Origin of the sequence: Devosia sp. 63-57, assembly GCF_001899045.1 — a bacterium.
In the GTDB taxonomy this organism is placed as follows: Bacteria; Pseudomonadota; Alphaproteobacteria; order Rhizobiales; family Devosiaceae; genus Devosia; species Devosia equisanguinis.
Map to the genome: position 1 here is coordinate 884,620 of NZ_MKUY01000005.1, position 12,753 is coordinate 897,372.

The 12,753-nt window shown below is 63.5% G+C and carries 13 protein-coding genes and 1 pseudogene; 5 read left to right on the top strand and 9 right to left on the bottom strand.

The window, feature by feature from the left end; translation table 11 throughout:
• Window positions 1–32: 32 nt before the first annotated feature.
• From BGO80_RS12545 to BGO80_RS12555, 3 genes and pseudogenes are all read left to right on the top strand, one after another.
• Window positions 33–807 (top strand): annotated as a pseudogene (locus BGO80_RS12545) (branched-chain amino acid ABC transporter permease).
• A gap of 4 nt (window positions 808–811) precedes the next feature.
• Window positions 812–1,909, top strand: coding sequence for a branched-chain amino acid ABC transporter permease (locus BGO80_RS12550; RefSeq protein ID WP_286721744.1), 1,098 nt, complete (start codon window positions 812–814; stop codon window positions 1,907–1,909).
• A complete protein-coding gene (locus tag BGO80_RS12555; protein ID WP_286721745.1) occupies window positions 1,906–2,784 on the top strand; it encodes an intradiol ring-cleavage dioxygenase in 879 nt (292 codons plus the stop codon). The genes BGO80_RS12550 and BGO80_RS12555 overlap by 4 nt, the downstream gene beginning before the upstream one ends.
• Window positions 2,785–3,128: 344 nt before the next feature.
• Here the strand turns inward: BGO80_RS12555 and BGO80_RS12560 are convergent, their stop codons facing one another.
• A complete protein-coding gene (locus BGO80_RS12560) occupies window positions 3,129–5,057 on the bottom strand; it encodes a heavy metal translocating P-type ATPase (protein WP_286721746.1) in 1,929 nt (642 codons plus the stop codon).
• A 36-nt stretch (window positions 5,058–5,093) separates the two neighbouring features.
• On the opposite strand from BGO80_RS12560, the gene BGO80_RS12565 reads away from it, so the two are divergent.
• Window positions 5,094–5,228, top strand: a complete 135-nt coding sequence (locus BGO80_RS12565; protein ID WP_286721747.1) for a hypothetical protein — start codon at window positions 5,094–5,096, stop codon at window positions 5,226–5,228.
• Between the two features lie 131 nt (window positions 5,229–5,359).
• Here BGO80_RS12565 and BGO80_RS12570 read toward each other — a convergent pair whose 3' ends face one another.
• From BGO80_RS12570 to BGO80_RS12595, 6 genes are all read right to left on the bottom strand, one after another.
• Window positions 5,360–5,833, bottom strand: a complete 474-nt coding sequence (locus BGO80_RS12570) for a cytochrome c (RefSeq protein WP_286721748.1) — start codon at window positions 5,831–5,833, stop codon at window positions 5,360–5,362.
• A gap of 126 nt (window positions 5,834–5,959) precedes the next feature.
• On the bottom strand, window positions 5,960–6,460 hold the full coding sequence (locus tag BGO80_RS12575) for an Rrf2 family transcriptional regulator (RefSeq protein ID WP_286721749.1): 501 nt from the start codon (window positions 6,458–6,460) through the stop codon (window positions 5,960–5,962).
• A 28-nt stretch (window positions 6,461–6,488) separates the two neighbouring features.
• Window positions 6,489–7,127: a HupE/UreJ family protein gene (locus tag BGO80_RS12580; protein WP_164550245.1), complete on the bottom strand. Its 639-nt coding sequence runs from the start codon at window positions 7,125–7,127 to the stop codon at window positions 6,489–6,491.
• Window positions 7,128–7,332: 205 nt separating this feature from the next.
• Window positions 7,333–7,989 carry an alpha/beta hydrolase gene (locus tag BGO80_RS12585; RefSeq protein ID WP_286721750.1) on the bottom strand — a complete coding sequence of 219 codons (657 nt, stop codon included), beginning with the start codon at window positions 7,987–7,989 and terminating at the stop codon, window positions 7,333–7,335.
• A complete protein-coding gene (locus tag BGO80_RS12590; protein WP_286721751.1) occupies window positions 7,989–8,948 on the bottom strand; it encodes a VOC family protein in 960 nt (319 codons plus the stop codon). Before BGO80_RS12590 ends, BGO80_RS12585 begins: the two co-directional genes overlap by 1 nt.
• A complete protein-coding gene (locus tag BGO80_RS12595; protein ID WP_286721752.1) occupies window positions 8,945–9,850 on the bottom strand; it encodes a dioxygenase family protein in 906 nt (301 codons plus the stop codon). The genes BGO80_RS12590 and BGO80_RS12595 overlap by 4 nt, the downstream gene beginning before the upstream one ends.
• Before the next feature lie 89 nt (window positions 9,851–9,939).
• Between BGO80_RS12595 and BGO80_RS12600 the strand changes: the two genes are divergently transcribed.
• Entirely contained in the window at window positions 9,940–10,890 is a 951-nt protein-coding gene (locus BGO80_RS12600) for a LysR family transcriptional regulator (protein WP_126149402.1), read from the top strand.
• Between the two features lie 3 nt (window positions 10,891–10,893).
• Here the strand turns inward: BGO80_RS12600 and BGO80_RS12605 are convergent, their stop codons facing one another.
• Window positions 10,894–11,643 carry a DeoR/GlpR family DNA-binding transcription regulator gene (locus BGO80_RS12605; protein WP_164550244.1) on the bottom strand — a complete coding sequence of 250 codons (750 nt, stop codon included), beginning with the start codon at window positions 11,641–11,643 and terminating at the stop codon, window positions 10,894–10,896.
• 65 nt (window positions 11,644–11,708) lie between these two features.
• On the bottom strand, window positions 11,709–12,725 hold the full coding sequence (locus tag BGO80_RS12610; RefSeq protein ID WP_286721753.1) for a hypothetical protein: 1,017 nt from the start codon (window positions 12,723–12,725) through the stop codon (window positions 11,709–11,711).
• Window positions 12,726–12,753 lie beyond the last annotated feature (28 nt).

Genomic DNA, 12,753 nt, shown 5'->3' on the forward strand with positions numbered 1-12,753 from the left:
TCTATGCCCTCTATGCCGCGGGCCTGTCCCTGATCTTCGGCGTCATGCGCCTCATCAACCTGGCCCATGGCGATCTCATCGTCCTGGCCGCCTTCGTGCTTCTGGCCATGGTCACCGCCTTGGGCCTGCCGCTGCCGATCGCGCTGCTCATTCTTTTGCCCTTCGCCTTCGCGCTGGGCTCTGCAGCGTTATCTGCTCAACCGCACCCTGGGCGACGATATCCTCCTGCCGCTCCTGGTCACTTTTGGCCTGCAAATTCTCATTCAGAACGGGCTTCTGGTCGCCTTCAGCGCCGATAGCCGCAAGCTGTCGCTGGGCCCCATAGAAACCCAGTCGGTCAATATTCTGGGTCTTTCGCTTGGCGTGGTTCCGCTGATCACCTTCGCCGTCGCCGTGGTGGTGCTCGGCGTCCTCAGCTACATCTTCTATGGCACCGGACTCGGCCGCCGCCTGCGCGCCACCTCGGACTCGACCGAAGTCGTGCAGCTCATGGGCGTCAATCCGCGCATCGTCTTCGCCATTGCCATGGGCATTTCCTTCGTGGTGCTGACCATTGCCGCCTTCTTCATGGGCATCCGCTCCAATTTCGACCCCAGCGTCGGCCCGGCGCGCCTGCTCTACGCCTTCGAGGCGGTGGTGATCGGTGGCCTCGGCAGCCTCTGGGGCACATTGGCCGGCGGCGTCATCCTCGGCGTGGCCCAGGCCATCGGCGCCCGTATCAATCCTGAATGGCAGATCCTGGCCGGACACCTGGTCTTCCTGGTGTTCATCATCTTCCGCCCGCGTGGCCTGTTCCCGAAGCAGTAGAGACATGTCCCAACCCATCCCTACCGCCGCCCCCGAGCCCGTCGCAGGCCGCTACACCGTCCGCGTCGCCACCCGCACCTCGCGTATCTTTACCGTCATCGCCCTGGCGCTGGTCGCCGTGCTGGTCTTTGCCCCGGCCTTCGCCTCCCGCCCGATGCTGCAGGACCTGATCCTGGTTTTTCTCCTGGCCTCGCTGGCGCTGTGCTGGAACCTCATGGCCGGCTATGCCGGCCTGATCTCGGTCGGCCAGCAGGCCTTTGTGGGTCTGGGTGGTTATGCGCTCTTCGCACTGATTATTGTCGGCGGTTTTGATCCGCTCCTCTCCATCCCCGTCGCGGCCATCATCGTGGCGCTGCTCTCCATTCCGGTGGGCTCACTGGTCTTCCGCATGCAGGGCGCCTATTTCGCCGTGGTCACCTGGGTGGTGGCCGAAGTCTTCCGCCTGTTGCTCGCCCAGTGGCGCGAGCTGGGTGGCGGCACCGGCACCTCGTTGCCGCGCTCGGCCACCGGAGACATGTTCGGCCTCGAATTCGTCAGCGAGCTGTTTGGCGTGCGCAGCGCCGCCGCCCGCGAGATCATCATCTATTGGGCTGCGCTCTTCACCATCGTGCTGGTTGTTGGCGGTTGCTACTACCTGCTGCGCTCGCGTGTCGGCCTGGCTTTGCGCGCCATCAAGGATGGCGAAGTGGCGGCCCAGAGCGTTGGCGTCAGCACCACGCGCATCAAATTCGCCATCTATGTCTTTGCTGCCTTCTGTGCCGGCCTGGTCGGCGCCATCTACTTCCTCCAGACCTCGCGCATCTCGCCCGACGCCGCCTTCTCGCTGCTCGACTGGACCGCTTACATAATTTTCATCGTTGTCATCGGCGGCCTCGCCACCATCGAAGGGCCGATCATCGGCGCCATCCTCTTCGTGCTGCTGCGCAATGCCCTGTCCGGCTACGGCCCCTGGTATCTCATCGTGCTCGGCGCGCTGGGCATCGCGGTGATGCTGCTCGCGCCCAAGGGCATCTGGGGCAATTTCTCCCAATTTACCGGCATCCACCTGTTCCCCACGCGGCGACGCCTGGATATCGGCTCTGCCAAGGAGCAGAACAAATGACCGCCCAAACCCTCAAGAGCGATGCCAATGCGCTGACCGAAGAGGTCGTGGCCAGCTTCGCCAATGCCGAAAATCCGCGCCTGCGCGAAGTGCTGCAATCGTTGGTCCGCCATCTGCATGCCTTCGCCCTCGATGTGAACCTCTCCATGTCCGAATGGGAAACCGCCATCGGCTTCCTCACCCAGACCGGGCATATGTGCGATGACAAGCGGCAGGAATTCATCCTGCTCTCCGACACGCTGGGCTTTTCCATGCTGGTCGATGCCATCAACCACCGCAGCATGGAGGGCACCACCGAGACCACCGTGCTCGGGCCCTTCTATGTCCCGCCGCTCAAGGAACGGCCGCATGGCAGCGATATTGCCGGCGCCAGCCAAGGCACGCCGCTGCACGTGAGTGCCCAGGTGCTGACCCCCGACGGCAAGCCGATTGCCGATGCCTGGGTCGATGTCTGGCAGTCCGATGACGACGGCTATTACGATGTGCAAAAGCCCGGGCAGGAGGAAAACCTGCGCGCCCGCTTCCGCACCGATGCCGAAGGCCGGCTGTCCTTCTGGTCGATCGTCCCCACCTTCTACCCCATCCCCCATGACGGTCCGGTCGGCAAGATGCTCGAGGCGGTGGGTCGCCATCCCTATCGCCCCGCCCATATCCATTTCATGATCGGCAAGGATGGCTACGACACGCTTGTCACTCATCTCTTCATTGCCGGCGACGACTATCTGCACAGCGATGCCGTCTTCGGCGTCAAGGATCAGCTGATCGTCAACCTCACCGACGAAGAAGCTGGATGGAATGCGTCCGGCGAGCGTATCGGCGCCCATAAGTCGCTCGATCATACCTTCGGCCTGCGTCCCGCCGCAGCCGCGTCCTGAGCCTCAAACACCGGCGGATCGCTTTTGGCATGGCTGGCTGTCGTCACGACCGCCAGCCATGCGGCGTTTTGTTCATACTTCGTTCATAATGCGGTCACCTAGAGACATTTTGTGGACCGATAAAACCTGCAACGATTAGCAGGTTTATGTTAAAACCTGCTCGATTGGTGCAGGTTTTGATAAGGGGGCGGGCCCATAGTAATCCTCAGGAAAGCACAGCTTTCCGCTCCCATTCTCTCTCCTCGGGAGTTCTACCGGTGGCAGGGGCCACAAGAATAAGCCGGCGATGTTGGGGCATCGCCGGCTCTTTTCATGTGCTAGAGGATGCAGCCCTCAGGCCGGCATCAATGCGGTCCGTGCTCGGCTGCAGGCCGTTTCGACGCCAGTCCGGCGCCGCTGCCAGAGCCCCAGCCCTGCATCGATTTTCCGAAGGATTTGAAGCCGTTAGCCATGGTCTGGCCCGGCACCAGTCGCGCCGAATTGAGAATGAAGGCCAGTTCCGATCCGGTATGGATCATCGCCGCTTCCACCGGGCCGATCCAGCCGGCCATCGCCGCGGCAATGCCCAGAATGTCGACGATCACGGTGCCGGCGAAGTTGAACCAGATGATCTTGCGGGTCCGGCGTGCCAGATGCACCGTGTCGGCAAAGCGCATGAGATCATTGCCCAAAAGCACGATATCGGCCTTTTCGCGGGCGACTTCGGTGCCAGAACCCATGGCGATGCCGACCGAGGCGGTCGCCAGCGCCGGTGCATCGTTGACCCCATCGCCCACCATGGCCACAGTGCGGCCGCTCGCCTTTATAGCCTTGATTCGCTGAAGTTTTTCGGTAGGCAACAGTCCCGCTTCGACTGCGGTGATGCCGAGATCTTTAGCGACCCGCCGGGCCACCTGTGCGGTGTCACCGGTCAGCAGCTGCACATCGATATTCATGGCGCGCAGCTTTTCCACCGCCTGGCGGGCCTCGGGCCGGACCGTGTCTTCGACGACGACATGGCCAAGCAGGCGCCCCTCGCGGGCGATAAACACTCGCGTGCCGACAAAGGCGCCTTCCTCTGGCACGGCGCCCACGCCATTGGCCAGCATCCAGCCAGCATTGCCGACATAGATAGCGCCCTCTGCATCGCTCGCCTTGATGCCGCGCCCGGGTTCATAGCTGAAGCCGCTGACCGGCAGGGGCGTGACGCCATGGCTGGCGGCCTCGGCGATGATGGCCTTGCCCAGCGGGTGCTCGGACAATGCCTCGGCGGTGGCGGCGGCCCGCAGCAACTCATCGGCGGTAATGCCCTCGGCCGGAAGGACATGGCTGACTTCAGGGCGCCCGAAGGTCAGCGTGCCGGTCTTGTCGAGCACCACCGTATCGACCTTGCCCAGGGTTTCGAGATGCACCCCGCCCTTGATGATCGCACCCATCTGCGCGGCCCTGCCAATGCCACCCAGAATGGCCAGCGGCGTACCGGCGGCGACGCCACAGGCACCGGCGACGACGATGACGGCGATGGTCGAGTTCACGTCGCCGCCGGTGATCCAGTATTCGAAGGCGGCAAAGCCCAAGGCCACATAGACGATATAGCCCGCCAGCCGATCCGCCAGACGCTGCACCGGCGCGCGCGATCGCTCTGCTTCTTCCACCGTTTCGAGAATTTGTCCGTAGCTGGTGGCGCGGCCGACGCGTTCGGCGCGGATTTCGATGGCGCCGGACTGGTTGACGGTGCCGGCATAGGCGTAGCTGCCGGCGATCTTCTCGACCGGCATGGATTCCCCGGTAATGCGGGATTCATCGACGAACGAATTGCCCGAAACCACGGGCCCGTCCACTGGCACGCGTGCCCCCGGCGCTACGACGACAAGCGTGCCCGGTGTGACCTCGCCAATGCCTGCGGTAACCACCTGGCCATCGCGGCGCAACTGCACCTCGCTGGGCAAGAGGGCCATCAGGTCGCGAATGGCGCGGCGCCCGCGTTCCAGCGTCATGCCCTCGAGCACTTCGGCGATCAGGACGAAGAAGGTGATGATCAAGGCGACGAAGAAGTAACCCGTATAGGCGGCCGCCAGCACCGCAATGCCCATTGATAATTCCATGGTCATGCGGCGCTTGCGGATGCTTTCCCAGGCCTCTTCGAACAGGGGCCAGCCGCCGATGACCAAGCCGATCAGCGCGTACCAGGAGAAGTTGAGATAGAATTGGTCGGCAAAGCTTATGTAGGAATGATCGGGAAATCCCAGCCACACGGCCAGGGCGCAAAGGCCGGTCAGGGCAATGCGAAACACCTCGGTCGGGCCGAAAGCGTGGCTGTGGTGGTGCCCATGATCGTCGTCGTCATGAGCGTGGTCATGACCATGCTCGTGGTGATGGTGATGATCGTGATCATGTCCGTGGTGGTCATGATCGTCATGGTGGTGGCCATGGGCATGGCCAGCATGCGTGTGGGTACTCATTGATCTCCTCCCCGGACACAGGCTTGGGCATGCCTGATCTCTTATCAGGGAGGATGGGCGGCAAAAGCACCCAAATCCTGCACGTTCCTTGCAGGATTACCGCAGATTTGCGCAGGTGCGCCAGCCGCAAGCGATCAGTTGAAGGCGGCGAACGGATCGAAGACCACATAACTCTCGTGGCAGGACGAGCACGATTGCGCCACCTTGTCCCATTCGGCCTGGAAGCCCGCGAGATCAGCGGCTTCCGAGGCAGCGCGGGCATGCGCAGCGGTATCGCGCAGCAGCTGCCGGAAAGCCGGAAGGTCGTCCCAGATCGCGGCCGCGGCCGTGGTATCGACGCCCTCGATGGCAGGCGCGCCACCCAAAAGATTGCTCTGCGGCGGCAGGAGGACGGCGAAGGCATCGAACGAGGCCGCAGCGGCCTGGCCGAGATCGTAGAGTTCGGGGGAATAGTTGCCACTGCCCACCCGCGCATCGACCAGCGTCTGCAGCGTGGCCAGCTGGTTCATCAAGCCGCGGCGCGCGGCGATGGTGTCGCCCATCGCATTGTCTGGTGCCTCCGCCAGCACAAGGCCAGTGCCAAGGCAAATAACCACGAGAGCTGACACTATTGCGGGCCTCAACATCCCTGCCTCCGATGTCCCGATGCGTTGCGCTCAGCAGATACCGTCGGCCTGGATAAATCCTGCACAAATGCAGCCAGTTTTTGCCACTGCGATTCGGGATGGCCGGTCTCAGCTCTCCGAGCGGGGGATGGCGGGCTTGGGCGTCCAGCCGGGATTGGAGGCGCGGGGGGCGACCTTGTGCAGGCCGAGCGCCGTCGCCACGCCTTCGGTATCGGCCACCAGATCGGCAATGGTATAGCCTTCGAGCACCTTGGCGAAGGCGCGCATGGCTTCGCCCAGCGCCGTTTCGTAGATGCAGGTGCTGCCGAGCGGGCAGTGGGCGCATTTTTCGCGGCCGCATTCGGTGAGATCGAAATCTTCTTCGGTGACGCGCAAGACGTCCATGATGCTGATCTGATCGGCCGGCGCACCCAGCCGCACACCGCCATTGCGTCCGCGAATGGTTTCGAGCAGGCCGCTGCGGCCGACGGGGACGAGGATCTTGAACAGGAACATTTCGGACACGCCAAAGGCGTCGCCGATATCGCGTATGCGGCTAAGGCCAGTGCGGTTGGCCGCACAATACATCAGCGCCCGCACTGCATAATTGCTTTGCTTGGTCAGGCGCATACGACACAGCCCCTCCTGACATCCACACCTATACGATAGGCAGGAGGCTCGCAACGCCGGCCTGGTAGAGTGCCGTCAGTCCCACCCCGGCCAGGACACCCCCAAACACCCGCGCATTGGCATAGAGCCGATCGCCGCGCCAGAACCAATAGGCGGCCAGCATCGCCGTCCAGGCGACCATGGTCTGTATGATGGCAAAGCCCAGCAGATAACCCTGCAAGGAATTGTTCTCGCTGCCGATAATCGCCTGAGAATAGGCAAGGCCATGCAGGGCGCCCGCGACGAGGAACAGCCATTTGTGCCAGCGGCCATCGGCATCGTCTCTGCCCCAGGCCAGATAGCCGCCAATCAGCAGGGCGCTGAGTGGCACCATCCATTCGGCGGGTTGCAATTGCAGACTGCCTGCATTGAGCAGGCAACCGAATACGGTACCACCCACGAACCACACCGGCAGCCAGAAGCCGCCCTGGGCGACGGCGGTGAGGACACCCACGGCCAGGACGAAGGCCAGATGGTCGACTTCGATGACCGGATGCGCCAGGCCCGAAAGCAGGCCCTCGCCGAAGCCGATCGGCAACTTGCCACCCAAGGCATGATGCGCATGGGCCTGCGTGGTGAGCAGCAGAAAGGCCATGGGCAGGCCAAGTCCCAGCGATATCTTGCGCATGTTCCGCTCCCTTGCACGCAGTCGGCCTTTGGGCCCGGCCTTGTTTGCCATTGTGCCGCATGTGTCGTCTAGCCTGCCCAAGCGGGGCAAGGCGCGCCTGCACTTCCGTGCCAGGAGACTGCATGTTTCTGTCTATTAGCGCCGGTTTGGTCGCCAAAGACGGAAAAGCCCGACTGCCGGGCCGGGCTTTTCTGCGGTCTGGGGTTCAGCGCGTGGCGTTGAACCGCGGTTTATGCCCATTGCCGAGATCGGTCAGCATGGTTTCCAGCATGGCGATTTCAGGCGGCGACACCTCGTGCCCACGGCCGGGGAAGAGGTCGGTCCGCAGCTGCAGCTTCTGGCGCCCGAGCTCCAGCATCGCCTCGGCAGACGCGGTGACCGGAATCCATGGGTCGGCGTCGCTGCCGCTCAAATAGACCGGTAGGTCGGCCGGCGCTGCCAGCGGGCGATCGCAGCTGGTGGTCCCCACCCGGCAGCCCGTCAGAGCAGCCAGTGCGTCAGGCGCGTCTTGGCCGCGACAGACATATTCGAGCGAAAGACAGGCGCCTTGAGAAAAGCCCGCCAACAGGAGCGGCAGCCCCGGATAATCTGCCCGCAAGGCGGCGATTTCGTCGCCGATCAGGCCCAGCGCCTCCTCGAGCTGAGCCCGTGTCGTGCTGCTGATGGGATCCACCGCCTTGGCATCGTACCAGGCGCCACGTGGTGCCCGGGGCAGGGCGAAGGCCACATTCGTCGCCCAGAGGCGCTTGAGAACGTGGCTTTCCATTTCCTCGGGCGACTGGCCGCGACCATGGACGAAGACGCACAGCGCCTTGACCGCGGAACCACTGGCTCCGCGCCGGAGGCCGGTCGCTGCTGCCATTAGACGAAGTCCGCCTGTTCGAGGCCCTCGCGCAGCTCGTCTTCGCGGTCTTTGAACCAGGGCGGGAACACCAGCGTCTTGCCGATCGAGCCGGCCGGCTCGTCCTTGGTCCAGCCTTCCGGCGTGGTCCAGGCCAGTTCGAACAGCGCGCCGCCGGGCGAGCGGACATAGCAGGACTTGAAGTAGTTGCGGTCCTTCTGTTCGGAAATATCGGTGAAGCCGAGGCCCTCGATATGGGCGCGCAGTTTCAGCTGGCTTTCCTCGTCGCCGGTATTGAGCGCCAGGTGGTGAATGGTGCCGCCGGACAGCGTCCAGGTGCCCTGCGGGCTCTGGCGGTCGGTGATCACCTCGACGCGCTGGATCACGCCCGAGGAATCGGGAACGCGATAGACATCGCCGTCATCGGTGCTGGCTTCCAGCTCCAGCGGCAGGGCGATGGTGAGGAAGTCGTTCATGGCGGTCTTGTCGGTCACCGCGACGACGCTGCCGTAGATGCCCTTGATGCCGTGATCCTTGCCGATGCCCTGGCTGGCATTGGTGATCGGCTCGCGCTTGTCGCTGTCGCTTTCCACGAGCTCGTGCGGAATGCCGCAGGGATGGGCGAAGATCACGCGCTCGGTGCCGAAGCGGGTCACCTTCTTGGCTTCGATGCCGCGGCCGTTGAGGCGATCCACCCAGAAATCGGCGGCGCCCATGGGAATGGCCTGCAGGATGGCGCGCGACTGGTTGGTGCCGCGCCGGCCATAAACGCCGGGCTTGCGGAAGGGGAAGGTGGTGATGATGGTGGAGGCATCGCCATTGGGCGAGCCATAATAGAGGTGATAGACCGGGATCACGCCGTCGAACAGCACGGTGCGCTTGACCGAATGCAGGCCCAGCGTCTTGGTGTAGAAGTCGAAATCCTCCTGTGCGCCGTCGGTGGACAGCGTCAGGTGGTGATAACCACTGATCTTGCTCATTGTTGAATGCTCCTTCCTTGATGTGGTGGCGTGCTGCCCTCCTCCGGGCAGAGCACGAGCGTGAAGTCGAGCGCATGGCCCGCGCGCCCATTCTCGGGGGCGACGGCGCGGAACTCGGCCAATAGTTCGGGTTTGACCCCGAAGATTGCATCCCGACCGATGGCAGGGTCAGCCCGGTCGAAGATGTGGGTGGTCAGCGTCCTGTAGCCCCTGGCCGTGACGCGGAAACTTATATGGGCCGGGCGATCGAGCGAGAGGCCCAGGCGGGTGAGAAGCGCGGCCACCGGCCCGCCCTTGGGAATGCGGTAGCCGCCCGGCTTGATGGTGGCAAATCGGAACCGCCCCTGGCCATCGGCCAGCATGCGGCCGCGCAGGTTGAACTCGGGCTGCCGGTCCGGCTCCTGGTTTTCGTAGAGCCCATCGTGATTGGCATGCCAGATTTCGATAGCGGCGCCGCCAACCGCGCGGCCATCGAGGCCCAGGACTTGCCCGGAGACGGCGAGGGGAGCCCCCTTGCCATCGCGCGACAGCGTACCATCCATCGCGATCAGCGGCGCGTCGGGCCGATAGAACGGGCCGGTCCGGGCATTGGGCGTGGCCCCAGGCGGAAGGGCGAGGTGGATATCGTCCACCGCACTCGATAGTCCCAGCACATCGGCCAGCAACAGGAATTCATGGCGGCGGCTATCGGTGTAGTGGCCGACCTCGGCGAGGAAATCGAGTACTAGCCGCAATTCGGACTGGGTCGGGCGGATTGTGGCAACCAGCTCATGCAGGCGCGCGCCGATGACCGCGATCATGTCGGCCAGCCGGGACGGATCGGCCTGAGCCAGCCGCGCCAGCAAGGCGTCGGCAGGCGCCGTATCGCGCGCAGCCAGCATGTCGCCCTGGCCAGAATCCATCGACGGGACCTCCCTTTCCCGAGGCATAATCTGGCATGTCCCGACCGCCGGATTGATGAGTTATGGTATTCATAATATAGCACTTTGCTATGAAGCTGAACGAACGCCATCTCATGCAGCTGGCCGCTGTCATTGATGCCGGAGGTGTCTCGGAAGGGGCGGCGCTGCTGGGCATGACCCAATCCGCCGTCAGCCGCTCGCTGTCCATGCTCGAGGCACGGGTGGGCGAGGCGCTGTTCGTGTCCGGGCGCCGGCCTCTTCAGCCGACGGCGTTGGGCAATCAGCTGGCCATTCATGGCCGCGCCATTCTCACCGCTTCCCGCCGCGCCACCGATGCGGTGCAGGGCCATCTCAAGGGCACGAGCGGCGTGGTGCGGGTGGGCGGGGTGCCCTTTTTCATGGATGCGCTGGTCAGCCAGATGATCGCCGAGTTCCATCGCGAAGAGCCCGAGGTCACCGTGCACCAGAGCTATGGCAACCTGCCCGAACTGGTATCGGCGCTCGATGCGCACCTGATCGATCTCGGTATTGTGCCCATCGGCTCCACCCATCCCGGCTCGCACTATGACTTCACCGAACTGCTGCCGGGCCGCAATGTGGTGGCCTGCCGGGTGGGGCATCCGCTCCTGCGGCGGCGCGTGCCAAAGGCCAATGATCTGGCCGCCTATCCCTGGATCGCGCCGCTGCCGGGATCGCCGCTGATGTCGGATCTGCAGATGATCCTGATGAGCATCGGCGTTTCCGATCTCAATATCCGCTATGCCGGCGGCTCGCTGATGAGCGTGGTCAATTTCCTCGCCGAGTCGGACGCTCTGGCCGTGCTGCCCTTTTCAGTGCTGTTCGCGTTGCGCAAGGAGAACCGGGTGACGCTGGTGCCCTATGCCATCCCGCAGCCGGATCGATCGCTGGGCATATTGCGCCGCGTCGATACCCAGCGCGTCCCGGCTGCCGACCGGTTCGCCTTGCATCTCATCACCGTGTTCGAGAATTTGCGCCACGTCATCAAGCGCCATGAAAGCGCGGTGGTCTGGGGTGGGTGAGGGCTAGATCTGCACCAGCGTGACGCCGGCAAGCGCATCGGCCTGGTCGAAATGCTCGTGCGGCGTGCCATTGGTGATCAGCACGTCGACTTTTGACATTTCCGTCACCAGGTGTGGCGCCTTCTTTTCGAACTTGCCTTCATGGGCCAGCAGGATGACCTGACGGCTCTGCGTCAGGATCTCGCGTGTCAGCTCGACTTCGAGCGGGTCGAATTCGAGCACGGCGCCGTCCCGGTCAATGGCGCTGGCGCCGATTAGAGCAATGTCAAACTTGAACTGCTGACGGGCCGCACCGCTGATGGTGAGGATGGAGGTGTCCTTGTTCCGCACATAGCCGCCATAGGCATAGACCGTCGCATCGGTATGCAGGGCGCAATTGTAGATGACTTCGAGATTGGGGCTGGCCACCAATACGCCCGGAAATTCGGCCAGGACCGTGTGCAGCGTATGGAAAGTGGTGCCCAGACCCACGAAAATGGTGGCGCCGTTGAAGAGGAAAGGACGCAGGGCTTCGATCAGCTGCCGCTTGATTTCGACTTCGGTGTTGTGGCGTTCGCTATAGGTGTAGCGGGCGACACCCGGCGCGGCGAAGGCGCCACCAAAACCCTTGACCAACAGGCCCCGGTCACCCAGCACCTTGAGATCGCGGCGAATGGTCTGGGTGGTGACCGAGAACTGAGCGGCCAGTTCGGAAACGGCAGCGGCGCCATTGGCGCGCACTGCTTCCAGGATCTGGGCCTGGCGCTGGTTCAAGTCAGCAGGACTGGAACCAGCCAGATCAGGCGCGGAACGGGGTAGGTCCATCCGCGCATGGCCGCTCATTTCAGGCGCACGCCCATATAGGTGCGGTCGTCGGTCAAGGCGATATCGGTGGTGCCCTTGGTGCTCATATAGCGGCCGATCTTGTGCAAATCCTCGGCTTCGACATCGCGGAACCCCTGTTCCCAGGCCGCGACGCCAAAGCCTTCCCCCAGCTTGAAATAGCCATCGGAGAATAGCTCGATTGTATCGATATCGGCCAGAGCGTAGGAGCGGGTCTCCACATATCGTTCCGGCACGGCAAATCCGTCGAGACCGCCATAACCGAGCACCTTGTCAGTGACGTTCTGGAAGTCGCCTTGTCCGTAGCAGATGCCGCCATGCACCAGCGTCTCGATCTCGGCGACGGGCACATTCGGTAGATGCGCCTTGCAGGCGGCGAGCGAGCGGCTTTCGATTTCGGCAATAACACCGGCGTCAGCTGTTTCCGCGCCTGACGGTTGGTGGCGCGTGCCCTGCCAGGTGATGAGGGCGGAGAGGCGGTCGCAATCGGCGGTGCTGCGGCCAAGGGCTTCGAAATAGCGCCAGGTTTCCCGCCGCATGATGGCGGTCACGTCGTCCAGCGGCTTGAGCACCTGCAGCACGTCGTTACCATTGATGCGCAACCCGCTATCGCCCACAGCGACCACTTCCAGCCGGTCGCCGATGATCAGGGTGGCCATGACGGTGCAGCCGCCACGCAATTTCCAGTCGGCTGTAACGGCGTCGAGCACGCCATTGGCCACATAGCGGGCGCGGATGGCGCGGCCGAGATAGTCGACGAAATGCTGGCCGCCGGCGAATTGCAATTCGGGCTGGCTGGCATCGCCCTGCGCCAGGATGAATTTTTCGATGGCGCCCTGCACGACGCGGGAGGCGAACTGCCCCGACAGCATGCCGTCATAACTGGTGCCATTGCGGTCGGTTACGCCATCGATGACGGCGTAACCACGATTGGGCATGATGACGAGACTGTCCTCATTGGCTCCTGGAGCGCTGAACTTCTTGCCCAGCGAGAAGGCTTCCATGTGCTGCATTCAGAATAGTCCCGTCATCACGTGCTTA

Excerpts from the sequence above, each read along its gene's own strand:
- BGO80_RS12550 (WP_286721744.1), top strand. The coding sequence starts at position 812 with ATGTCCCAACCCATCCCTACCGCCGCCCCCGAGCCCGTCGCAGGCCGC.
- BGO80_RS12555 (WP_286721745.1), top strand. The coding sequence starts at position 1,906 with ATGACCGCCCAAACCCTCAAGAGCGATGCCAATGCGCTGACCGAAGAG.
- BGO80_RS12565 (WP_286721747.1), top strand. The coding sequence starts at position 5,094 with ATGATCGTCGTCGTCATGAGCGTGGTCATGACCATGCTCGTGGTGATG.
- BGO80_RS12575 (WP_286721749.1), bottom strand. The coding sequence starts at position 6,460 with ATGCGCCTGACCAAGCAAAGCAATTATGCAGTGCGGGCGCTGATGTAT.
- BGO80_RS12580 (WP_164550245.1), bottom strand. The coding sequence starts at position 7,127 with ATGCGCAAGATATCGCTGGGACTTGGCCTGCCCATGGCCTTTCTGCTG.
- BGO80_RS12585 (WP_286721750.1), bottom strand. The coding sequence starts at position 7,989 with ATGGCAGCAGCGACCGGCCTCCGGCGCGGAGCCAGTGGTTCCGCGGTC.
- BGO80_RS12590 (WP_286721751.1), bottom strand. The coding sequence starts at position 8,948 with ATGAGCAAGATCAGTGGTTATCACCACCTGACGCTGTCCACCGACGGC.
- BGO80_RS12595 (WP_286721752.1), bottom strand. The coding sequence starts at position 9,850 with ATGGATTCTGGCCAGGGCGACATGCTGGCTGCGCGCGATACGGCGCCT.
- BGO80_RS12600 (WP_126149402.1), top strand. The coding sequence starts at position 9,940 with ATGAAGCTGAACGAACGCCATCTCATGCAGCTGGCCGCTGTCATTGAT.
- BGO80_RS12610 (WP_286721753.1), bottom strand. The coding sequence starts at position 12,725 with ATGCAGCACATGGAAGCCTTCTCGCTGGGCAAGAAGTTCAGCGCTCCA.